At 70.3% G+C, this 23,164-nt stretch carries 16 protein-coding genes and 1 tRNA gene; 14 read left to right on the top strand and 3 right to left on the bottom strand.

All coding sequences use genetic code 11. From position 1 onward, the window contains the following. The 6 genes from ACLQ21_RS01210 to ACLQ21_RS01185 all read left to right on the top strand — a co-directional run bounded on the left by ACLQ21_RS01210 (position 1) and on the right by ACLQ21_RS01185 (position 8,522). On the top strand, positions 1-1,224 hold the full coding sequence (locus ACLQ21_RS01210; RefSeq protein ID WP_425660639.1) for a hypothetical protein: 1,224 nt from the start codon (positions 1-3) through the stop codon (positions 1,222-1,224). A gap of 40 nt (positions 1,225-1,264) precedes the next feature. After that, positions 1,265-1,447: a hypothetical protein gene (locus ACLQ21_RS01205; RefSeq protein WP_425660638.1), complete on the top strand. Its 183-nt coding sequence runs from the start codon at positions 1,265-1,267 to the stop codon at positions 1,445-1,447. Then, positions 1,440-2,525 carry a phage late control D family protein gene (locus tag ACLQ21_RS01200; RefSeq protein ID WP_425660636.1) on the top strand — a complete coding sequence of 362 codons (1,086 nt, stop codon included), beginning with the start codon at positions 1,440-1,442 and terminating at the stop codon, positions 2,523-2,525. The genes ACLQ21_RS01205 and ACLQ21_RS01200 overlap by 8 nt, the downstream gene beginning before the upstream one ends. Continuing rightward, positions 2,525-3,196, top strand: a complete 672-nt coding sequence (locus tag ACLQ21_RS01195) for a phage baseplate assembly protein V (protein WP_425660634.1) — start codon at positions 2,525-2,527, stop codon at positions 3,194-3,196. Before ACLQ21_RS01200 ends, ACLQ21_RS01195 begins: the two co-directional genes overlap by 1 nt. Positions 3,197-3,291: 95 nt before the next feature. Further along, positions 3,292-4,812 carry a hypothetical protein gene (locus tag ACLQ21_RS01190; protein WP_425660632.1) on the top strand — a complete coding sequence of 507 codons (1,521 nt, stop codon included), beginning with the start codon at positions 3,292-3,294 and terminating at the stop codon, positions 4,810-4,812. After that, positions 4,809-8,522, top strand: coding sequence for an eCIS core domain-containing protein (locus ACLQ21_RS01185; RefSeq protein WP_425660630.1), 3,714 nt, complete (start codon positions 4,809-4,811; stop codon positions 8,520-8,522). Before ACLQ21_RS01190 ends, ACLQ21_RS01185 begins: the two co-directional genes overlap by 4 nt. Positions 8,523-8,850: 328 nt before the next feature. On the opposite strand, the gene ACLQ21_RS01180 is transcribed toward ACLQ21_RS01185, so the two are convergent. Then, positions 8,851-9,708, bottom strand: a complete 858-nt coding sequence (locus ACLQ21_RS01180) for an eCIS core domain-containing protein (protein ID WP_425660628.1) — start codon at positions 9,706-9,708, stop codon at positions 8,851-8,853. Between the two features lie 296 nt (positions 9,709-10,004). Between ACLQ21_RS01180 and ACLQ21_RS01175 the strand changes: the two genes are divergently transcribed. The 8 genes from ACLQ21_RS01175 to ACLQ21_RS01140 all read left to right on the top strand — a co-directional run bounded on the left by ACLQ21_RS01175 (position 10,005) and on the right by ACLQ21_RS01140 (position 21,823). Then, complete coding sequence (locus ACLQ21_RS01175; protein WP_425660626.1) at positions 10,005-10,421, top strand: GPW/gp25 family protein; 417 nt, start codon at positions 10,005-10,007, stop codon at positions 10,419-10,421. Between the two features lie 7 nt (positions 10,422-10,428). Further along, positions 10,429-12,567 carry a putative baseplate assembly protein gene (locus ACLQ21_RS01170; protein WP_425660624.1) on the top strand — a complete coding sequence of 713 codons (2,139 nt, stop codon included), beginning with the start codon at positions 10,429-10,431 and terminating at the stop codon, positions 12,565-12,567. Continuing rightward, positions 12,567-14,702 carry a phage tail protein I gene (locus tag ACLQ21_RS01165; RefSeq protein WP_425660622.1) on the top strand — a complete coding sequence of 712 codons (2,136 nt, stop codon included), beginning with the start codon at positions 12,567-12,569 and terminating at the stop codon, positions 14,700-14,702. Before ACLQ21_RS01170 ends, ACLQ21_RS01165 begins: the two co-directional genes overlap by 1 nt. After that, on the top strand, positions 14,699-16,234 hold the full coding sequence (locus ACLQ21_RS01160; protein ID WP_425660620.1) for a hypothetical protein: 1,536 nt from the start codon (positions 14,699-14,701) through the stop codon (positions 16,232-16,234). The genes ACLQ21_RS01165 and ACLQ21_RS01160 overlap by 4 nt, the downstream gene beginning before the upstream one ends. After that, entirely contained in the window at positions 16,227-18,209 is a 1,983-nt protein-coding gene (locus tag ACLQ21_RS01155) for an ATP-binding protein (RefSeq protein ID WP_425660618.1), read from the top strand. The genes ACLQ21_RS01160 and ACLQ21_RS01155 overlap by 8 nt, the downstream gene beginning before the upstream one ends. Then, positions 18,193-19,653: a hypothetical protein gene (locus tag ACLQ21_RS01150; RefSeq protein WP_425660616.1), complete on the top strand. Its 1,461-nt coding sequence runs from the start codon at positions 18,193-18,195 to the stop codon at positions 19,651-19,653. Before ACLQ21_RS01155 ends, ACLQ21_RS01150 begins: the two co-directional genes overlap by 17 nt. A 286-nt stretch (positions 19,654-19,939) precedes the next feature. Beyond that, positions 19,940-21,514, top strand: a complete 1,575-nt coding sequence (locus tag ACLQ21_RS01145) for a hypothetical protein (RefSeq protein ID WP_425660615.1) — start codon at positions 19,940-19,942, stop codon at positions 21,512-21,514. A 45-nt stretch (positions 21,515-21,559) separates the two neighbouring features. Next, positions 21,560-21,823, top strand: coding sequence for a hypothetical protein (locus ACLQ21_RS01140; protein WP_425660613.1), 264 nt, complete (start codon positions 21,560-21,562; stop codon positions 21,821-21,823). Between the two features lie 213 nt (positions 21,824-22,036). On the opposite strand, the gene ACLQ21_RS01135 is transcribed toward ACLQ21_RS01140, so the two are convergent. Both ACLQ21_RS01135 and ACLQ21_RS01130 read right to left on the bottom strand, forming a co-directional pair. Further along, complete coding sequence (locus tag ACLQ21_RS01135) at positions 22,037-22,741, bottom strand: CHAT domain-containing protein (protein WP_425660611.1); 705 nt, start codon at positions 22,739-22,741, stop codon at positions 22,037-22,039. 202 nt (positions 22,742-22,943) lie between these two features. Then, positions 22,944-23,019, bottom strand: a tRNA-Ala gene (locus tag ACLQ21_RS01130). Between the last annotated feature and the right edge of the window lie 145 nt (positions 23,020-23,164).

The following is a 23,164-nucleotide window of genomic DNA, read 5'->3' as shown; positions in this document are numbered from 1 at the left end:
ATGACCAAGCTCGAGCCCGCGGTGCTCACGCGGCTGAAGGACGGGCCCGCCTCGGGCAAGAAGGGCCCGTCGACATACGTCGTCGACGAGCGCGGCGAGAAGCCTGAGTTCGAGGTCCAGTTCAACCCGACGAGCCTGAAGATCTCACGATCGAACAACATCGACAAGGGCGGCTCGACGACGAACACGCAGAAGCGCCAGGCGTTCTCGGCGCAGCCGGCGACCCTCTCGTTCGATCTCGAGTTCGACACCGCCGAAGAAGCGGACTCCAGCGGGAAGCCCAAGGACGTGCGGGAGTACACCCGCATCGTGCGTCAGTTCACCGAGCCGACGCGCGAGAAGCCCAAGGACCCGCCTCCCGCGATCCGGTTCCAATGGGGCTCCTTCATGTTCCAGGGGATCGTGACGCAGCTCACCGAGGATCTCGACTACTTCGCCCCGGACGGCACTCCCCTTCGCGCCAAGGTGTCGGTCACGATCACGGAGCAGAGACCGGAGTGGGATGCCAAAGCGGTCGGCAGCGGCGCACGCGACGCCGCGAGGGCCGCTCGGCCTGAACGAACGTCCAACGGCGGGACCGGAGCCCCGAGCGCACCGTCCGGCAACGGCCCGGGGACACCGCCGTCGCCGAATCCGCTCTCGACAGCGCTGGCACAGGCCGGCGAGAGCGTGCAACAGCTCCTCACCCGGCTGAATGCAGATCCCGCCACGTGGCGGTCCGCGATGGCGGGGCTCGACAGTCCCCTCTCGCTCAGCGCCGGGACGCAGGTCCAGCTCGGCGCGACGGCATCCGCATCCGCGGGCCTCGGAGCCGTTAACGGTGTCGACGCCGGGGCCGGCCTCTCGGCGTCGGCGGGATTCAGCGCGGGCGCAGCCGTCACGGCATCCGGAGGCGTGGATGCCGGCACCGCCCGCGCCGCGCTCGGCATCGACGCGAGCGCGAGCGCGAGCCTGGGCCGCGGCGGGACGGCCGAGGCCGCAGCCGGGTTCGTGCTGGCCGAGGCGGGGGGAATCGCCCGGGCGAGCGCCCGCGCCGGCGCCGATGCCGCGTTCGCTGCGCAGGCGAGCGCGCGGGCATCCTTCGAGGTCCCTGCCGTGAGTGCGTCGGCACAGGCGCATGCTCGCGCATCCGCGGCGGCCGACACGCGCAGCCTCACCTACGGGCGGGGTGTGCCCCTCCGCGCCCGCGTCTCCGGTGACGCTGCGGCGACGCTCGGGGAGTGAGACTGCGGACACCACTGCCGGAGAGGTGACTGCGATGTCTGTGCATGTCGGCGAGATCCGCACCGAACTCGCGGCGACGCGCGGATCATCCCCCGACGCGCCGGATGCCGCCGGCGAAGGCGTCCCGCCGTACCCGGGCATCCGCGAGGACGAATGGCGCGGCATCCAGTCGCACGTCCTTCGGCTGCGCGACCGTGTCTGCGCGGAGGGATTCGATGACTGAGGCGCTGCTCGCGCTCGCGTCGCCGGTGTTCACCGTCGCGCGAGCGGCCGTCGGCGCGCTCGCCCGGGATTGCGTGCGGCTCGTGATCGACGAGGGGGTCGAGGGGCTCCGCACCCTCGAAGCGCAGTTCGTCGCGAGCGGGATCGGGGCACCCGGCCCGCCAGGGCCCATGCTCCACGTCGACGGCAGCGAGTTCGACTTCGGGACCGAGATCGAGGTCGCGCTCGGCGGCGAAGGCAACCAGCACGTCGCGTTCGACGGAGCGGTCTCCGGCATCGAGGTCGTGCTCGGAGACAGCGAGCCGCCTCGGGTCGTCCTGCTCGCGGAGGATCGTCTCATGCGGCTGCGGATGACGCGCCGGATGCGCACCTACACGGACGTGACGGATGCCGACGTCGTGCGCCAGATCGCACAGGAGCACGCCCTGGATGCGGACATCGCCGCCGACGGACCGCGCTACGACGTTCTCCAGCAGGTGAATCAGAGCGACCTAGCGTTCCTGCGGGAGCGCGCGCGGCTGCTGCAGACCGACATCTGGTGCCACGGGCGGACGATCCACCTGAGCGAGCGCCCGTCACGACGCGGCGCGAAGATCACGCTCACCCACGGCGCCGACCTCCTGAGCTGCCGCATCTCGGCGGATCTCGCCCATCAGCGCACGGATGTCGCGGTGAGCGGATACGACGCGCGAGCCAAAGCCGTGATCGACGAGCGCGCCGGATCGAGCACGATCGAGGCCGAGGCATCCCGGGGCCGCACCGGGCCGGAGGTGCTCGAGCGGGCGCTGGGCAGCAGTGCCAGCATCCGTGTCCGGGACGTCCCGCTGACGACCGCCGAAGCCTCCGCGTGGGCGCGAGCGGAGATGCTCCGCCGCGCACGGCGCTTCGTGACCGCCCGTGGTCTCACGAGGGGCACGCCCGAGCTCACGGTCGGGAGCCAGTTGCGCCTTGAGCTGGTCAGCGCCCCGTTCGACGGCGACGGCTACTACGTCACGCGCGTGACGCACACCTACGACAACGTCCGCGGGCTCCGGACCTCCTTCGAGGCGGAGCGCGCGACCCTGAACGAGGCGGCGTGATGGGACTGCCCGAGCATGCAGACGGGCAAGGCGCCCGGTTCTTCGGCGTCTATCCGGCACTCGTCACGAAGATCACCGACGATCCCGCACGTCTGGGTCGCGTGCAGGTGAAGTACCCGTCGCTCGGCACCGACGGCGACCGGGACGTGCGGGGCTGGGCGACGCTGTGCTCGCCGTACGCCGATAAGGATCAGGGCCTGCAGATCATGCCCGAGGTCGACAGCGAGGTCATCGTCGCGTTCGAGGCCGGCGACTTCCGCCGCGGTTACATCGTCGGGGCCGCGTGGAATGGCAAGGCGGGCCAGCCCGAGTCGCCTGCTGCACCGAACAACATTCGGCTGCTGCGGACGCGCGAGGACAGCCGCCTGGAGTTCGACGACACCGCAGGGTCGCCGAAGATAAGCCTGACGACCAAGAGCGGCCACGAGGTGATCCTCGATGAGGGCCGACAGGAGATCACGATCACGCACATCAACGGGTGCACAATCAGCCTGAACGCAGCGGGTGGCATCGACATCACGGCCAACAGCGTCGTGAAGGTGACAGCCCCATCACTCACTGTGAACGCACCGACGTCGACGTTCAGCGGGATCGTGAGCTGTCAGACGCTCGTCGCGAGCGTCGCGGTCTCGTCGCCGATGTATAGCCCGGGAGTGGGGAACATCTGGTGAGCGGCGCCGGCTTCGTCATGCGCTCTCCCTGGTACCACCGGGTCAGGGAGAACATCGATCTGCGATCGCCGCTCGCGCGACGACCGCGAATCCAGATGTACGACAGCTCCGATTTCGTGGAGCGGCTGCTCACGGATCCGGCCGACAGCCTCGTGTTCGGCGAGGATGACGTCTGGACGTACCCCGTCCCCGTGACGCCCCATGTGACGGATGACACGCGGCTCCGCCTCGCGACCTCGAGGCTCGTCACGACGAACCTCCGCAAGCTCTATCAGCCGCTGCACGAGCGGTTCTACGTCGTCGTCGTCGAGGTGTTGTGCGACGTACCCGGCCTGCCCCGCGCCGGGTACCACGACGAGATCACCGTCGGCTTCCGCATGCGTCGGCTGCACACGTCGCTCACGAGGAAGGGACGTCCGGCTCGACGCGTGGCCGCGAAGCTGGTCGCGGACCTCGCCAAGGAGCAGGGTCTCGGGGTGTCCGTCCCCGCGAGCTCCGACGTCCGCGACGTGTGGTGGGCGAACGAAGCGTGGCGACGAAAGTTCAAGGAGGACAACGCGGCTGATCTCGCCGACATCGAGTGCCACACCGACGTGCAGCAATGGCTCCTGTCCCCCAAGGGCGGCCGGTGGCGGACGATCTGCGACGATCTCGATGCCGTGCGCGAGGATGAGCACGAGGAGATCATCCGGATGACGCGGCTGCCCGTTCGCGGGAAGGATGCCGAGTGCGCCGAGGATGCCGGGCCCAAGGGTCCCGAGTCCCGCTCGCTGTGGTTCGGGGTCATCCCCACGTATTCGGGCGAGCACTGGCTCGCGCCGCAGCCGGGAGGTCGGGAGCCCCTGATCGAGCGGAAGCTCGACGACCACGCCATCTACGAGATCGAGTGCGTCGTCGAGGAGGCCCGCGAGGGATGCCCGCCCCTCACCTGGGTTAGCGCCCCGACTGAGCCGTTCCGTCTGGCGGATCCGATGGATCCGGCTGGCACCAAGAACCGCACGGTGACGATCACCCTGCCCGACTTCCGCCGCCTCGCGGCACGGGCAGGCGAGAAGCAAGGACCCGGTGGGGTTCGCATCGTGACACCGCCCGACTCGCAGATGAAGTTCAACCCGTTCGACGGGGTGCCGAAACCCGGTCAGGGACGGATCGGAGCGGGCGCCGCCGTCTGCACGTTCGCGATCGAGCTCTTCTTCATCGTCGCGTTCTTCCTGTTCCTCATGTTCCTGCCGATCGTCGTCCTGCTCTTCCAGCTCTGGTGGATGCTCGCGCTGCGCTTCTGCATCCCGCCGAGGGTGGGGTTCGCAGCGGTCGCGGACTTCCTCGCGACAGGCAAAGTCATGGCCGACGTCGGCGCGGACCCCTCGCTCGCCGCGGAGCTGAACATCGCGCTGGGCCTCGACTTGACCGAGGTGCCGCCCGTCCCAGGCAACAAGGACTGGGCGACCGAGCTCGCGAGCGCGAAGGATCCCGGCAACAACCTCGTCTTCAACGACTCGAACATGTCGCACGCCCTCGTCGTCGGCACGGATCCAACGGATACTGTGCAGCCCGCGGCGCTCCCGGTCGAGGTGAGCCCGGATGATCCGCTGTGCCGGGTCCCGGCCCCGCGATGAGCATCGCGCCGAGCGCCGACGCCGCCGTGCGTGCGCAACGCATCAGCACTTCTGCCGAGCCGCCGGGTGATGCGCGGCGGTCGCGCGCGACACGGGATGACGGGCCGTCGCATGGGCCCGCCGAGCGAGCCGCGACATCCATCGCCGACGAGCTCGCTCGCGTCGTGCCGGCGCTCGAGTCCGCACCCGTGGCGACAGGATCGGCGGGCGGCGGCGCGCCCGCCGCCCCGTCCGAATCGCGCGGATCGATGGCGCCGCTTGCGGACGGTCACGTGCCCGCACACATTGCCTCGGTCGTGGCAGGCGGCGGCGCTCCACTGCCGGTCAGCGTACGAGCCCCGTATGAAGTCGCACTCGGCGTGCCGCTGACCCACGTACGCGTACACACCGGCTCGGCGGCAGAGCGGTCGGCGCGGCGGATCGGCGCCGACGCGTACACGGCGGGGTCGCACATCGTCTTCGGCGCCGACCGTTGGGATCCTTCCGGAGGCGCGGGCCGGAACCTCCTAGGACACGAGCTGGTGCACACGCTGCAGTCGCCGCCGCGCGTAAGGCGCCGGCCAGACCCAAAGGCCGCCGCCCAGCTTCCCGACCCGGTCGCCGCAACCGGGGCGCTGCCCGGATACGGCTTCTTCCCCGCTGGTCCCGACTTCACGGGGATGCCGGGCCTCGCGGATGTCCGCAGAGTTCTCGTGGACACGGCTGCGGCCGAGGCGGCGACTCTCGACGCGAGCACCGTGCGGGAGCATGTCGCCGCCGGCGGCGACATGCCGTACTACGCGTTCGCGCACCCGACGCTCGGCGTCATCGCGCGCGCAGGCACCGCCCTCGCCGGGCACGAAGGCAGCGGGCGACGAGCCTTCTACGGCGTGTACGTGTTCGCCGATGAGTCGGAGGCCCTTCGGCTACGCCCCGTCGGGGGCACCGGAGAGCACCGGTCGCCCGTGGGCCTCGTCGGCGAGATGGCGGACGTCCCCGTACTGGGGTACGCCGAACTGCAGGCGCGGCTGTCACTCCTGGATCGGAGGCTCGCGGCGATGGACGAGCGCTACGCCAAGAGCGCGAGTCCACTCGTCATAGCGATCGCCGTCGCGCGCAAACAGGTCACCGACCGACAGCGAAGCCTCGTTTCCGACCGGGACACCGCGCTGCGCGTGCAGACGGCGCTCGAGCTCATCGACTGGATCGACCAGGACCTTGCGTTGATGGACCGCCACCGCGAGCAGCTGCTCAAGGAGAACAAGCCAGTTCGAGCCCTCGACTCGCTTTACGCCGACTACGCCGCCGTGCTGCAGCGACTGCTGGACGCGAAGGCGATGGACGAATTCGAGCGGACTCAGAAGCAGGCCGAGCGGCTGCCAGCGCGCGAAGCAATCGACACGCTGCGCAAGGCCGGGCGCTTCACGCTTCCCGGGGGCGACCTGCTCCCCGATTCCGAAGTGATCGAGGCGTGGGCCGATGATCTGCGCGCGCGCGTCGACGCGGTCTATGACCGCCGCGATCGAGGAACGGACGTCTTCTGCGAAGCCGCCTTCCTTGAGCTGGCTATCCGCGGTTTGCAGCTCTACACGCAACGCCTCGCCATCTGGGTGCAGTTCTTCAATGCGCGACCGGGCGTGCTCGACACGCCCCTGGTCGGCGCGATGAATCGGCTTCGCGACCGAGTGCACGCGATCAAGGACGCATACGACACCGGCGACGTCAACCTCCTGCGCCAGCGCGTCGAGTCGATGGAGAAGGATCCCGCGATAGCGGACTTCTACCGCGCCCTCCCGGCCGCGATGCAGGTGACACAGCTCATCGCGCGCGTCGGGATCACCGCCCTCGCGGCTCTCGCCTCAGGCGGCGTCGGAGGCCTCCTGGCTCGCGGCACCATGACCGCGGCGCGAGGATTGACCCTGCGCACCGCGGCCGCCTTCGTCGGCCGGGCAGCCCTCGAAGCCGTCGTATTCACGGGTGTGAACGCGGCCGCGTCAGCGGCGTTCCTCGGCGACCAGGTGAGCCTCGGGAGTCTCCTGCGGGACTTCGCGTGGAATCTCGGGCTGTTCATGGTCCTGAAGGGTGTCGGCGGCGCGACGGGCCGGGCCGTGCGGGCGCTCGAGATCGAGGCCCTAGCGATGCCGGTCAACGTCTCGGTGAGCTTCCCGTTCGCACACGGCTGGGGAATCCTGCGGTTCCGTGTCGAGAACAACCGCTGGCCGACGACGGAGGAACTCGACCGCATGACGGCAGAGTCGCTCGTGATGCTCGGGGCCATCGCCGTCGGGTCCGCCGGGGTTCAGCGCTGGGTCAAAGCGCACGCGAAGTCGAAGAGCCTGAGCCTCATTCGCGCCGAGTACGGATGGCGGCTCGATGCTCTCGAGTCGATACGCGCCGACCTCGGCGCCAAGATCCGCGCAGCCGAGGTCGCCGGGAAGGGCAACGACGCTGCCGAGTTGCAGAAGGCCAAGGATGCCGCGGCCACGCTCGAGGCATCATTCCGCGAGGTGCTCGAGCGTGCGATCAAGGACAAGCGCCTCGACATGAAGGCGCTGCGGGCCGAGTTGAACGCGATGCGCGAGCAGGCGCCGGACATCGCGGCACGCCTCATCGAAGACGTGCTTGGCGTCCCGACGGACGCGCAGGTGCGCCGCGCCGCGCCCGCGAGCTACACGTACGGCTATGGAAAGACCTCCGCTGTCGAGGATGCCCTCGCGGCGAGCGGCTACAAGGTCACCAAGGCCGCTGGCAAGGGCGGTCTCAAGACCATCACGGCGACAGCGCCCGACAGGCCCGTCCTGACCTTCCAAGAGCGCAGCGCGGCGCTTGACTTCGACACGGGACTCTTCGACGTGCGCAAGCTCATGATCGACCTCAGGGTGACCACCCCCGCGGCGCAGAAGATGATATGGCGGATCCTGCAGAGCGCAGGCATGAGCCAGGACCCGGTCAGCGCAGTCGGCAAGGCGCGAGCACGCATCAAGGAACTCCTCCGCAAGGCTGAAAAGAGCGCCAACGAGACGGATGCCATGCTCGCCGCGATGCACGAGCGGGGCATGCTCGGCTCAGGTGCAAAGCCCGAGCTGCTCAAAGCCGGGCAATCGCTGCGGGACGCGGGGGTGCTGAAGTCCGCGGAGTGGGCGGATGCGCGCGACGTCGCCAATCAGCGCGGCGTCGTCGGCGAGTGGCTCGCCCGCGAGGCTGTCCCTGCAGCCGCGGGTGAGAGCGTGCTGCGCCGTGTCACGGTCACAGGAGACCTCTTCGAAGATGCGGCGGGAAAGGTGCCGGTGAAGGATGCCGCGGGCGCGGCTCGCGTCGGCACGACCGTCGCCGAGACCGACCTGCTATACGTGAGATCTACTGCTGGCGGGTTCGAAGCCGAGACCGTGATCAACGTCAAGGCGAGCGGCGAGAAGGGCATGGCAGCCTCGGCGAAGCAGCAGAATGCGAACTTCGAAGCCGTCCTGCGCGCCAAGCCCGGCGACATCATCGCGATCGCTTCAGGCAAGACGGTGCGGTTCGCCCGCGTTACGGCGATCACGGCACTGGACGGCACGACGGCGGTGGACCTCACGGGCAGACTGAAGCCAGCCGGCACGCTTCGTCTCGAGACGGTCGGCCCCGCGAAGTCGAGCGGCTTCACTCGACAGCTCTCGCAGGGCAAGAGCACACTGACCGAGCTCACTGAGCTGCTCGCGGAGATGGCCCTCATCGAGGCTGGGCTCTACTGATGACCACCAGCACTGGGCGGCCTAAGGGTCACGGCCCCCTTGTATGCCTGCCTCCACCTTCATGAGCCCAATCACGCGGTGGTGGTTCAGGTGCTGACCGCGTGCTCGTCGTGCTTCTGGCTCACCGCTCCATGGCGTCCCGCCGGTGGCGAATCGGCCCCATCACTGCGCGGGGTGGGTCCGCACCGCGGAGCTTAGACGCGCTCGCCTGCATCGTCGGCCGACAACGCTGCACCGTCATATGGCCGTCGCCCGGCGAAGGAGCAGGAGACGTGACGTCCATGTCGGATGTGACACTGCCCGACGTCGAGAGGTGCTGGCGGCCCCTCTACGGCCCCTTGTACGACACCTTCACCTTGGTCAGCCCGATGACGCTGTGGTAGTTCAGCTGCTTGATGGCGTCCTCGTTGTTCCAGTCGACGTGGACGCAGCCGTGCGAAGTGACGTCGAGCGGGCCCGCATGGAGAGCTTCGCCTTTGTTGTAGAACACGGCGAAGCTCATGTTCGCGGCGCGGAAGCCCGACGAATCCTTCTTCGTGTACCGGCTGTTCGGACCCTCCCTGTCCGACCACTTGAAGTCGACGCCGGGGGTACCCGAAGCGCTGCCGCTGTTGTAGCCGAAGCCCTCGATGCGATGGACGGTGAAGGAGCCGGGATCCGACTTCATACCTGCCGACCCGCCCGAGATCGACAGCACGAATCCCGGCAGCTTCACCGCATTGGCGTAGTAGCTCACGGTGGCGGTTCCCGTCGAGAACACTGCGCCATCGACGTCGGTCTGGCTTCCCGTGAACTCGACCTCGACGAGCTGGATCCAGGGCTTCGTCTCCCTGTCGGCCTTGGGATCGAACGGCCGCTCGACGAGCGCCTTCGTGTCGCGCTCACCGTAGGCGAACGAGCCTCGCGGGCGATAGCGCTGCACGAGGCTGGAGGCCCCCGCGCCGGAGCCGGCGACGACGTGCGCGAGCTCGTGCGCCAGGAGGTGCCGCCGGTAGGGCGTCGCCGGCCTCGACCCTCCCAGCACCACGTGCCTACCGACGCTGTAGGCGGCGGCGTCCACATCGCGTGCAGACTGCGCGGCCGCAGCTCCATCGTGGATGCGGACGCCGCCCAGGCTCGCGCCGAATCGCGACTCCCACTCGAGGCGTTCCACGGAGGCGAGCGGGCGACCGGGCTCGCGCACCACGTCATGGACGGATGCCGGGGCCGTCTCGCTCGCGGGCGATGGAACGCCGCTGATCGACCGCGCCAGTCCGCCGGCTTCGACCGCGCCGCCGGCCTCGTGCGCCGCGCGCTCCGCGGCTCCCTCGCGGTCATCGAGCAGGAGGGAGGAACGGGTCGCGGGGCGATGCTGCACCCGCACGGAGCTGCGAGGCATGCAGTCAGGCTAGACCGGTCGCGTCGCCCCGGCAATGGCCGACGCCACCCATCCCCCACGCGCCCCGCGACGCGCCCGTGACGCCCGCGCGCCACGATCGAGCCATGGTCGACGTGGTGGATCAGTGGACGGGCACCGGCATCCGGCTCCCGTTCCTCCCCGAGGCCGAAGAGCGCACCGAGAAGCCTACTGAGCGCAAGCTCTGGTGGCTCGGCGGGATGGATCTGATCCGGCAGTCGGTGACGACGATCCTCGACACCGAGCCGGGTGAGCGGATCATGCTGCCCGGGTTCGGGTGCGGGCTCCGGCGGTACCTCATGGCCCCGAACAACCTCACGACCCGCACGGCGATGGCAGCCGACATCCGCTCGGCCCTCGAGACCTGGGAGCCGCGCATCCAGCTCAGCGAGGTCACCGTCACCGAGGGCGAGGACCCGTACCTCGTATGGGTCGACATCGCGTACGTCCGGCGGGCCGATCTGCGGCCCGACAACCTCGTCTACCCCTTCTACCTGAGGTGAGACGCCGATGGCACTGATCGGGCCAATCCTCGACAACCGCACGCAGGATCAGCTGCGCGAGGAGCTCGTGCGCCGCATCCCGGCGTACTCGCCCGAGTGGACGAACCACAACGAGAGCGATCCGGGGATCGTCCTGCTTGAGCTGTTCGCACACCTGGGCGAGTCGCTCCTGTACCGCTTCAACCAGATTCCCGAGACCACGCGGATCGAGTTCCTGCGTCTCCTCGGCGTGCAGCCGCGCCCCGCACGGCCGGCGAGCGTTCTGCTCTCCGCCGTCACCGAGGAGCCGGCCGGGGTCCAGGTGCTCAAGGAGTCTCCCACGAGCGCGGGCAGGGTGTCGTTCCAGACGCTCGACGAGCTGTACGTCTGGCCGCTCGAAGCCATCGCTGCGGGCAAGACTTCGACCGACGAGGGCGCGGACGACAGCAAGGCCGACGCAGTGAGCCGGGTCGCGCTGCAGCAGGGCGAGCAGGCCGCGTTCTATCGCACCGCGCTCACGTCGCTCGACCCGAACGCCCCCGAGGCGCAGACGATCGATGTGAGCAAGCAGATGGATGCCGCGCTGTGGGTCGCGCTCCTGGCACGCGAGACGACGGACACTGCGGCGCTGGCTGGGAAGACGCTCTTCCTCGGGATCGCCTTCGACGAGCGATTCGAGACACCGCCGGTGCTCGAGAAGCTGGAGCAGCGCGAGAGGAACCAGTTCCGCGCGGGTGCGCTGACGGAGGATCCTCCCGCGACCCTCTGGGAGCTGTGGTCGGGGCCGGGTTCCGCACTGGTTCCGATCGCCGTGCTGGGCGACACGACGCACGGGATGGTCACGACCGGTGTCGTGAGACTGGAGCTCCCCGTCCTGCCGCGACTGCGCAGCCTCGGCGACGGCGGCAAGGACAGCCCGCCGCCCATCGACGACGAGGAGATCCGCGACAAGGTCGTCGCCTGGCTCCGGGTGTCCCGGCCAGCTTCGAACGACATCGGCGACGCGATCGATCGCGTGCGGTGGGTCGGCGCGAACTGCGTCACCGCCGAGCAGTCAATCACGCCTCCTCCCGAGCTGCTCGGCACCGGAACGGGAGACTTCGATCAGCGGTTCGCGCTCACTCACCCGCACGTACTGCCGGAGACGGTCCGACTCCAGGTGGAGGAGTCCGACGGCTGGACCGAGTGGATCGAGGTCGAGAACTTCGCTCGCAGCAGGATCGACGACCGCCATTTCGCCGTCGACCACGAGCACGGCGCGGTCGTCTTCGGGCGGGCACGCGTTCCGCAGCTCGGCGAGCGGATCCGCGTGCCGTCCTATCGCTACAGCGAGGGCGCGGCGGGCAACGTGCCGCCGGGGACGGTGACATCGCTTCCGTCGCACCCGGCCGTGACGGTGACCAATCCGTTGCCCGCCCGCGGTGGGGCGGATGCCGCTTCCCTCACTGACGCGCTGGCCGCGATCCCCGCCGAGGTGCATCGCCGCGATCGTGCCGTCGCCCCCGACGACTACCGGGACCTCGTCATGGAGCTGAGCGAGATCGCGCGTGCCGAAGTCCTGCCGACCTTCCACCCCGACACCCCGGACGTCGCCGCCGCCGGCGTCACGACGGTCGTGGTGCTCCCCAACGAGGACATCCGCAATCCGGCCGCGCCGCTGCCCGACCTCGACCTGCTGCGGCGGACAGCGCGCTTCCTCGAACCGCGCCGGCTCGTCACCGCCGAGCTGTACGTGATCCCGCCGGAGTACGTGCAGGTCGCCGTGTCGATCGGCGTGCAGGTGCGACGCGGCTACCAGGTAGACGCGGTGCGGCGATGGGTCGAGACGATCGTGCGGCAGTACCTCGGCGCGGTGCCGCCGAAGGGCCCCGACGGCGCCGGCTGGCCGCTCGGGCGGACCGTGCGGGCCGCCGAGCTCGAGGCGGTCGCGGTGCAGGTCGAGGGTGTCGAGTACGCGGTCGGCACGCGCCTCGCTCTCGTCATCGCCGCCACCGACACGGCGCCGCGCTCCATCGTGGAGCAGGAGACGATCCCGCTGCGGTCGTGGCAGCTCCCGGAGGTCGTCGCGATCGACGTCGCCCGCGGTGAGCCGACGGAACCCGGCGCGTCGCGCGGCCCCGAGCCCGGACCGCAGGTGCCCGTTCCGCTGCCCCCGGAGGTCTGCTGATGTACGGGGACCGCGGGATCGCTCTGCTGGCCGACGAGGACCAGTGGGCCCGGTGCGCCCACGAGCAGACCGTGCTGCTGCCCGGTGGCGGCGTAGGCCTCGACTGGACACCCCAGCCCATGAGGCCGCGATGGGATGCCGTCGACGAGCGCTGCGATCCTCCCCGGGCGGCAGCCGCCGGGTGCGCGGCCGGCCTCGCCCATGATCGCTGGTGCCGCGCCTGGCGCTCCCACCCGCTCGCCGGCACGGTCGACGTTACGACCAGTGCGGATGCTCCGACGACGAGCTGTCCCGGAGGGCTCCGGCATCCCACCGGCGTCGCGGTCGACGGCCTCGACCGCCTCTACGTCACCGAAGCGGCCGGCCGAGCCCTCATGATCGCGGATCTGTGGTCGGGGCGTGTCATCCGCCGCGTCGCAACACGCGGTCGGCCGGTGGACGTGGTCGCCGAGACGGGCGAGCCCGGTGCGGTCGTCGTCACCGCGTCTCCGCATCGCATCGTGAGGATCGACGGCGGCTCGCGGCCGTGCGCCAGGTCAGAGCCACTGGTCGCACCCTGCGGGCACCCCGACCTCGCCCCGGCTCGGATCGCACTGCTGTCGGGCCGGGTGGTCGTGCTGTGGCGCGGCGACACCGCCATCCTGGCCGACGAGGCGGGTCGGGAACTCCTCGAGGAGCCGAGCGCGACCGACATCGCAGGGACGCCGCAGGGGCTGCTCGTCGTGGCGCGTGGACCGGACGAATCCTTCCACCGCTTCTGGGAGCGGGGCGGCGCGTTCGTGGACGGCGAGCCGGTCGCTGCCGCCGACTACGACGGCGGCGCCGTCACGATCGATCCGCGGGGACGCATCGTCTACACGACGCCGACCGGCACGCGCTCGACGCAGGGCTCGACGGCGCGTCACGCCCGCCGCGGCGTCGTAACGTCGTACCGGCTCGACAGCGGCACGTACCGCACGCGGTGGGGCCGCATCTTCGTGGATGCATGCCTGCCGACGGGCACGGGCCTGGTGGTCCGGACCCTCGCGACGGACGAGGACGAAGTCGACGACCCGCTACCGGCCGCCGAGCCGGCGCGCGGCGCGCTTCGCCCCCGGCTTCCTGAGGCCACCCCTCCCCTGCCGCCGAAGGGGAGCATGACCGACGCGCCGGCGACCCGGGTCGTCGCCCGGGCCGGACCGCTGACGCCGGGCACATCCGGCTCGATCACGATGGGTTCGGAGTGGACGACGTACGAGACAGGCGTCGCCGCCCCGCCCGGTCGTTACCTGTGGGTGCGCCTCGAGCTCACCGGCACGGAGCGCACGTCGCCGCGCGTGCGCGCGATGCGGATCGAGCGTCCCGGGCACGCCCTGCTGTCGGCCCTGCCGCGCATGTACTCGAGCGACGACGCGCAGGGCGACTTCCTGCACCGCTACCTCGCCCCCGCGGAGGGCCTGCTGCACGACCTCGACACGGCCGCTGCCGAGCGAAGGATCCTCGTCGACCCGCGGACGACACCGGATGAGTTCCTCCCCTGGCTCGCGACATTCGCGGGCGTCGTCCTGGACCTGCGCTGGCCCGACGAGGCGCGCAGGGCGCTGGTCGCGGAGGCGTTTGCGCTCTTCGCACGCCGCGGAACCGCCGGGATGCTCGAGCGGATGCTGCGCCTCTACCTCGGCAGGGACGCACGCATCGTCGAGCGGTGGCGCCTGCGTGGGCTCGGCGGGGCGTTCCTCGGGTTCGAGCCCGCCGGGCTGTACTCGCCGACTGTCTCGGGCACCGCTCGACAGTTCGGGATGCTCGGACACTTCACGATCGGCGGTGAGGTCGCGGACTCCAGCTCGTACTCGAGGCTTGCTCATCGCTTCACCGTGCTCATTCCGGGATCTTTGACGGCAGAGCAGCGAGAGGTCGTGAGCGACCTCGTCCTCGCTCACAAGCCCAGCCACACGCTCGGTGAGATCTGCGAGGTGGGCAGCGGGATGCCGGTCGGGCGGCTCCGCCTGGGGCTGACGGCGTTCGTCGCACCGCCACCAGGCCGCTCGACGAGCGTCATCGGTCGCGCACGCCTCGGCAGGGGCGGCACGCTCGGGACTCGCGACACCGGATCTCGGCTCAGCGAGACACGACTCGGGGCGGTGCGAGTCGGATGAACGAGCTGCGCATCGAGCGGATGACAGCCGCCGTCGCCGACTGGCCGGACCCGGGAGAAGTCCTCGGGATGCTGCGTCACGTCGCCGAGAGCCGGCTCGACGACGCGCTGCGTCAGCAGCCCCTGCCGGACGGCGAGTGGTGCGTGCGGCGCCTCGACATCTCGGTCGAGCTCGACCCGGAACGCCCCTTCAGCGCGCTCGAGACGGGCTGGGCCGACCGCATCGTCGCGGCGTTGCGCCTGTCTCTCCTCGACGGATCGAGCGACGTCGTGCAATTCGTCCGTCCGGAGGATGCCGTCGACGACCTCTTCACGGGCCTCGTCGCGCATCGGCACGCACATGCCTGGGCTTGGCATCAGCTGGGCCTGATCGAGCCCGGCGACCCCGTCCCCGAGGAGGATGCGCGCGGGCTGCTGCTCGCCGTGCTCCACCGCATGCGCCACGAGTCAGTCGGCGCACTCGCGCGGCTCGTCGCCGGAGCCGGCGTCGCACCCGTGCACCGCCTCCTCGGCGCTCAGGGCTGGCGCCAGGCCGCGGTCATCGCATCGCGGGATGCCGGTGCCACATTGTCGACGCTGTCGGACGCGGGGACGCATGCCACCGAGCCGCCTGTCTCGCCCTCCTCGAGCGGCGGCCTTCGCGGAGACCTCGTCGACGGACCTGCCGTCGCGGCGCTCGGCGCTCGGATCGCGGCATCCGGATCCTTCGCTCGCGCCTTCCGCAGCTGCGGGCTCCGGGTCGACGGCGAAACGCTCGCGGCCTGGGCGGTCCTCGCGACGGCCGAGGTCGACCCGACGGTGCTCCGACGCTCCGACGAGTCGGTGCGGGAACTCACGCGCATCGTCGCCGCGCTCCTCACGCCGGAGCCGCGGCCCGGCATGCCTTCGGCAGCGCGATCGACGGCGCCCTCGGCCGCCGCCGCCGGCGCCGTGAGCGGCGAGGCGAGGACCGCGCACGATCGACCGCACGGCACGGATGCCTTGACGGATACCGACACCTCGACGGGCGCCGACCGCGACCCGGTCACCGAGACCCAGCCCGCCCTGGCGGAGCTCCGCACGGCCTGGGGCGGTCTGCTCTTCCTTCTCAACACGGCGGACCTGGCCGGCATCCCCGAGGCCCTCGATCGGCCGCCGTTCGACGCGCGTCCGTCGGGCTGGGTGCTGCACCGCATCGCACGGCTGCTCGTGCCTGCAGCGGCCGACGACCCGGCGGTCCTCGCTTTCGGGGGCCTGGATGCCCCGCCCGACGACGAGCCCGATGCGTTCGAGCGGCGCGCACTCGAGGGGTGTGCCGCTCGGTGGGGTCGTCGCACGGCCCGCCTGCTCCGCGCGACCGGCACCGACGGGGGTCGCTCGGAGCTCGTTCATCGCGTCGCGAAGCGCGACGCGGCCGTCGACCGCGAGCCGGGGTGGATCGAGATCTGTCTGTCGCTGGCGGACGTGGACCGCGACATCCGCCGGGCGGGGCTGGACGTCGATCCCGGGTGGCTCGCCTGGCTCGGACGAGTCGTGAGGTTCCGCTATGAGTGACCTCGCGTACCTCGCTCGTCCCGGCGCCGACGCCGTCAGCACCGACCTCTCGGCGCGGGCCGCGGGCATCGCACGTCGGGTCGCCGCCGTCGTGCAGGAGCACTGCACCCCCGAGTCAGGGGCACTCGACACGGTGGCCTTCCTGCAAGCCTGGTCGGAATCGGTGGAGTCCGCGGCCTTCGATCCCCCTCCCCTCGCCAGCCCGCTGCAGCGCATCGAGCGCGTGTTTGACCTAGTCGAGGACGAGATCGACCTCGTGCTTCTGGCGGGGATGGCAGAGGAGCACGAGGGTCTCGCCGCGACCTTCCGATCCCTGCACCCGACGGGCGAGCCGCGACCGACGGCGGGCCTGGGCGCGCTGCTGCTCGGCGGCGGACCGCGGGACCGGGCCCGCGTGCGCGGGCTGCTCTCGTCGGGCCGCGCCGTGGAGCACGGACTTCTGCGCCTTGAGGGGACAGCGCCCTTCTTCGAGCGGTCGCTCGTGCTCACCGAAGAGCTGTGGCCGGCGCTGCACGGCTGCGACGCATGGCCCGCCGGACTCGCACGGGCGACCACTGTCGGAGCACCCGCCGGAATGGCGTCCTGGCTCGATCTGCCGGACGTTCGCGCGAGCGTCGCGGCGATCCGCAGGGACGCCTCCTCCACCATCGCCGTGCTGCACGAAGACGCTTACGTCGGCGCCGCGCGCTGCGAAGCGATCGCCGAGGCGGCCGGGCGCAACCTCGTCGCAGCGAGGCTCGCACCGGACGACGACCGCGGCATCCGGCTGCTGGTCGCACACGCGGTCGCACGCGACGCGATGCCGATGATCATCGTCCCCGGCGCAGCACAGCAGGCAGCACCCCTCTCCATCGGCGACTTCCCCGGTCCCGTTCTCGTCACCGCCCCGCCCGGATCGCTGCTCGCTCCCCCGAACCGGGCGCTGCTCCATGTGGATGCTGGGCCGGTGCCGGTGGCCGCAGTCCGGGACGCGTGGGCTGCCGCGCTCCCCGGCGCAAGCTCGAAAGCCGCCGCGCTGGCGGCCCGGCATCCCCTCGATCCCGCCATCACGGCGCAGCTCGCACTCGACCTCGCGGTCGCGGCGATGGACCCGGCCCCCGCTGACGTGTCCCGGTTCGTCCGGCGGCGCGCGGGCATCAATTTGCCGTCGGGAGCCCGGCTGCTCGTGCCGAACGTAAACTGGTCGCACATCGTGCTCCCCGCCGAAGCGCTCGATCAGCTGCACGCGTCGGTCGCCCGGATCGAGCAGCAGGGGACGGTGCTCGAAGACTGGCGGATGAGCGAGCACTCGCAGGCCACGCGCGGCGTGCGGATGCTGTTCACCGGACTGCCCGGCACGGGCAAGTCGCTCGCAGCGGCGGTCCTCGCCACCGCCATGGGCACCGATCTCATGGTCGTGGACGTCGCTCGGCTCGTGTCGAAGTGGCTCGGCGAGACAGAGAAGAACCTGTCCGCGACGTTCGAGGCAGCAGAGGGAACCCGGGCGGTGCTCCTGCTCGACGAGGCCGACGCACTCTTCGGCACGCGCACCGAGATCTCGGACGCCCACGACCGCTACGCCAACCTCGAGACCGCGTACCTGCTGCAGCGGATCGAGCAGTTCGAGGGACTCGTCGTGCTGACGAGCAACCTCCGACGGAACATCGATCCCGCCTTCACCCGGCGGCTCGACTTCGTCATCGACTTCCCGCTGCCGGATGCAGCCGCTCGCATCGCACTATGGAAGCGGTCGCTGCCGGCCGACCTCGGCGGCGTGCTCGGGGCGGACATCGATCTCGAGAGCCTCGCGCAGCTCTACCCCGTTCCCGGCGGATGGATTCGCAATGCGGCGGTCGCCGCCGCCTTCGCGGCCGCCGCGAGCGGCGAGCCCATCACGCAGCGCCGACTCATCGACGCCGTGCACCGGGAGTACCTGAAGTCCTCGACCCCGTTCCCCGGGGAGCCACCAAGGAGAAGCGATGACCACGATCGATGAGCGGAGTGGTCCGGCTCGCGCACACGACGTCTCCAACCCGTCGGCGCTGCTGCCACTGTGGCCCTGGAACGCGCTGAGACCCGCGAGCGGGATGCTCCTCGACAGCGACGACTTCGAGGTGATGCTCGGCAATCCGCGGGCCAAGCACATGCTGCACAATGCGTGGCTGCATGGCCGCGGCGTGGTCTGGGGGCTGCCCGTCAGCGTGAGCGGTGAATGGGATCTGCGGGTCTCGCCTGGTCTCGCGGTCGACGGCGTCGGTCGGGAGCTGCACCTGGAGGCGCAGCGGTGCATCTCGTTCAGGGACATCCTCGAAGCGGACCACGACGCGACGTGCGCGACGCGCGAGGTCGAGCTCTGCCTCGTGCTGAGCTTCGACGCCTGCCTCGACCGTCCTGTGCCGGCACTGGCCGACCCGTGCGACGTAACGAGGGAGAGCCAGGAGTACTCGCGCGTCGACGAGCGTGCGCGCCTGAGCCTGGTCCGTGGGCATCCGCGCCTCCCTCACACCTTCCGCCGCGTGCGCGTGCTCCTCGGGCTCGACCGTGTCGTCTCGGACGACGAAGCCGCTCGGGAGGCGCTCTCCGCGCGCAACGAAGTGCTCGCCGTCCCGGCGCACGCTCGCGCTGCCGTCCTGCTCCGGTGGTACCGCTGCCTCGCCGCTCGAGACGCAGCCGACCTGGCGCCGTCCGGCGACGACTGCGACGCGGAGCTCTTCCCCGTCACCGACGCCGATGCCGGCGTCGTACTCGCATGCATCCGGATGACCGTGAAGGATCAGGCCGGATGCCCGGAGATCGTCGGTGACCCGGAGATCGACGACTGCTGTCGGCCCACGATCATCCCCACGACGGTGATCCAGGACCTGGTCTGCGGGCTCGCACCCGCGACGATCGGTGCGGGTGACACGACGATCGGCGAGGGGCCGCAAGCGGTGCCGGGGAGCATCGAGTGGAGCGCGGAGGGGACCCGGCTCTCGTTCCGGGTCACCGCCGATCTCTTGCCCGCGACGCTCTCGCGGGACGCCGTCAAGGTCAGCTCGCTGTCCGATTCGGGCTGGATCGTGGAAGACCTCGAACGCCGCCCTCGCTACGACGAGCAGCACCAGCGCGTGATCGTCCATCTCGCGGAACGCGTGGCGAACCCGCTCATCCGAGTCGTCATCGCTGGTACGGGGGCGACCCCCGTCTACGGCGCCGACCCGCGCGTGCCCCTCGCGGGAGTAGTGGGCGACGACCCGGGCACGACCGGGCAAGGTCGCGACGCGGTCCTCACCGCAGGGAACCCCCGCTTCGAGCCGAGCGCCAGCGACGGGGCACCGCCAGCCGCAGAACACCACGACGAGGCGTCCGCCGTGATCCCGGAAGGGACACCCGCGCACGACGAGGGCACGGCATCCGCCGGCCAGCAGGGAGCTGAGTACCGTGACGACGACGAACAGTGACTGCGGCTGCAACGACGGCGGTGCCGTCGTCGAGCCTGCGGCGGCACAGAAGCCGAGGGGCCGCACCGTGTTCATCCCCCGCGATGACGTCACCGCGACCGATCGACCCGCGCCCTCGACGCGGGGCGGCTTGGGTACGACGGTCCTGACGGGGTTCCGCGGCCTCAACCCGCAGGACGGGCTGTTCCTGCGCGGCGAGCACCTCGCGGCGATCCAGGACTACGCCCGCGCACTCACCTCCGCGCTCGCGACGGCGAGTGGCACCGGTGTCGTGCACGGCCTCGGTGTGTGGATCGACGACGACGAGCTCGTGGTCTCGCCGGGCCTCGCCATCAGCCCGCGAGGGCGGGTCCTGCTGCTCCGCAGGGTGCTGCGGATCCCGCTCGACGCTTCGCATCTGCCGGCCCTTCCCGTCGACGGATACTGGAAGGTTGAAATCCACTGGGCCTGGGACACATCGGGGTCCGCCCCCGCCTACGGCGATCTCTGCGGCGACGGATGCGCGGACGGCAGTTCCACGATCCGACCATGGCGTGACGAAGGGGTAGAGGTGCGGATCGAGCCAGAGGCCCTGCGGGGCTTCGACGCGGTGCCTGATGCGCGGCTGCGGGCCAACTGGCTCTCGTCGGCGTACTTCGAGAGGGAACGCGTCAACGGCGGTCCATGGCTGGTCCCCGGCACGCCCGGCGCGCCGATCCCCCCGCTCAGATCGCGGGACTGGGTGGAGCCGACACCCGCGCCCGACGAGCGCGGGGTACCGCTCGCGATCCTCTATGGCGAAAAGGGATCAGACGACACCGGCTATCGCGTTCAGATGTGGACCGCGCGGCGACTGGCCGATGGGGCCGCCGCCCACGCGACGTGGCAGAGCCGTCTCGGCATGCGTCGGTGGTCGGTCTTCCTCGCGCAGATCCTGCAGTTCGAGGCCGAGCTCATCGAGGCGACGGGGGTCGATTCGTCCGACCGCGGCGTCCTCGGCGACATCGGCCCGCTACATGACTCGCACCGGATGGCGAAGACGCTGCTCGATGCGCTGCAGCACTTCGACGCCCAGGTCGGCCCTCGCGACCCGTTGCGGAACCAAGCCAGGTTCCGTGACCTCGAGCAAGCGCTGATCGCGTCCGAGCGCGATCCCCTCGTGCAGCCCGGCGGGCCTCCGCTCGCCGAGGAGTATGGGTTCGGCGAGCTCCCGGCGGCGGGCTACATCTCGATGGACGAGCACGGGGAGGACGTCCGGGGCGCGGCCGAGGCCTTCTTCGGCGCGGCCGCCGACCTGAGGGTCAGGCGGCTGCGCGCCGATCAGGTCGCCGACGAGGTGCTCGCAGCGCAGCATCGCGATCGCATCCCCTTGCGGCCGATCGGCGAGCCGCTGCCGCAGGTCGACATCCTGGTTCCCGTCGTGCCGGCGGACAAGGTGTCCGTCAAGACGCCCTCATACGGCTGGGTGGCGTTCGTGCGGCGCGGCCCCGAACCGGAGCTGCCTGACGTGGTCGACGAGGAGATTACCCATGTCGATGTCTCACTCTTCATCGACAACGAGTTCACGACCGACTTCTCGACGAGCCGGTTGGACGACATCGAGAAGGCGACCCTCAAGGAGCCGATCGGCCGACAGACGTACCCGTTCGGCCGGTGGGAGTATCCGGGTAGCGAGGTGGCAGCGACGACGCGGGATCGGCTCATCCACTTCCGACCGGTCGCCATACTCGCATTCGCGGACGGGGATGCCCCGCTCGCCGCATCGCGGGCTGGGCTCTTCTGGATGTCGCTGGACTCCGGATCGGCAGACCTGCCGATCTACGCGTTCGGCGACCGCAGTCGTCACGCGATTGTCATCGTCGTCGAGGTCGTGCTGCTGTGAGTGATGCAACAACACTTCGGCGGGCGCCACGACCGGGAGGGCGGCATGAGCGCTGAAGCCATGTTCGGCGTGTGCACGCTGCGCGTCGAGGTGCAGCCCGAGCATCTGCTGATCACCATCACGACGAGCCGGGCGCTCGACGCGAGCGCACAGCGCTTCTTCGTCTCCCGCCCAAAGCGCGTGGCGACGACGCGTGAAGCGCTCGAGCTGACAGAGGATTTCCTCCACTCGTTCGGAATGTGGCAGGAGAGCACGAGCGGCTCCCCGCCACGCGCACCGCGTCCCGGCGCCTACCAAGAGCGGCGATAGGCGGGTTCGCCGGTGCGCGGCGCGGCAAGAGTCGAAAGCGGCTAAGCGCCATGGGGCAGGGCTCGTCGCACATTGCCAGGGCGCAGCCAGCCGCCGCTCGTGGACCGGAGGGCGCCAGAGCCGCCGCCAGTGGCGCCAAGACCTCGACGACGCCGTCATGCCGCGCTACGGAAGATGTGGGCGAATCCTGCGGCGCGAATCTAGGCGTTCGAGTCACTGTATCCGCGCACTGCTCGCGCGTCCGTAATGCTGAAAAGCTGCCCAGGCCCGGGGATCAGTGAACTTCTGGGCCATGCTACTTTGTGCGCGGCGGAACGCTTGCGTTTCATCGCCCGTCGAGGTCAACGCCGAATAGAAGCACTTCATGAACTCCGTGGTGCTCTGGTCTTCAACCTTCCAGAGCGTCAGGATGACAGCATCTGCACCCGCGGCGAGGAAAGCAGCGCTCAACCCGAGCACCCCCTGTCCCCGCCGGACCTGGCCGATCCCGGTGTCGCAGGCCGACCGCACGGCGAGGCGTGTTCCGTCCAGCCGCAGTTCTGCCACTTCGCGACCCGTGAGTATCCCCTTGCCGTACTTAGTGCCAATCTCCTTGCCTGACGCGACGTCGTCGGCGCCTGCCAGGATCAGCCCTGAATCAAGCAGCGCATCCCGGGGAATTCGTGCGCTCCCCCACGTCCAGGATCCGATGGCGTTCAATGACGAAAGGCCATAGGCGTGAGTCGCTATATGAAGAACATCCGGCCCTCGGCACGCAGCCAACGCACTCTTGTTTGCATCGTCCCCGGTGATCACCCCCACGCACAGCAAGTCCGCGACGAGCCAGACTTCCTCCGCGTGCACCGAGAAGCGGTGGCCACGCAAAGAGGTCGATTCGCACGAAGCTCGCTCCGCTTGCTGGGGGTGGTCGATCGTCACGCTAACTGCATAGACGGTGCGAAGCGGCACCAGCGGCGCAAGGTTGGGAGCAGCCGGTGCAACGCGGTGCAACGTGGTGCCACGAGGAGCCAGCCCAATCGGCCGTTACGGCGTGTCGCGGCGTAAGTTGGCTGCTACTCCGTCCCCTCAGGCAGGTTCGGAAGTCGGTCAGACGCGAAAACCCCCGGCTGACCGGGGGTTTTGGTGGATCTGGGGGGACTCGAACCCCCGACCCCCTGCATGCCATGCAGGTGCGCTACCAGCTGCGCCACAGACCCTCTGCTGCTCTCGGAGCAACCCCACTACTGTACAACACCCGTCGACCGGAAGTCACATCGGCCGGGCGGCGAACCAGTTGAGGGTTGGGGGGCGCCGGGCAATCCACACTGGCCGCCCCCCGCCACCCCGGGGGGGGGGCGCGCC

The organism is Agrococcus sp. DT81.2, assembly GCF_049844935.1.
Lineage (GTDB): Bacteria > Actinomycetota > Actinomycetes > Actinomycetales > Microbacteriaceae > Agrococcus.
The sequence above is the reverse complement of the archived record's forward strand: the minus strand, read 5'-3'. Positions and strand labels throughout refer to the sequence as shown.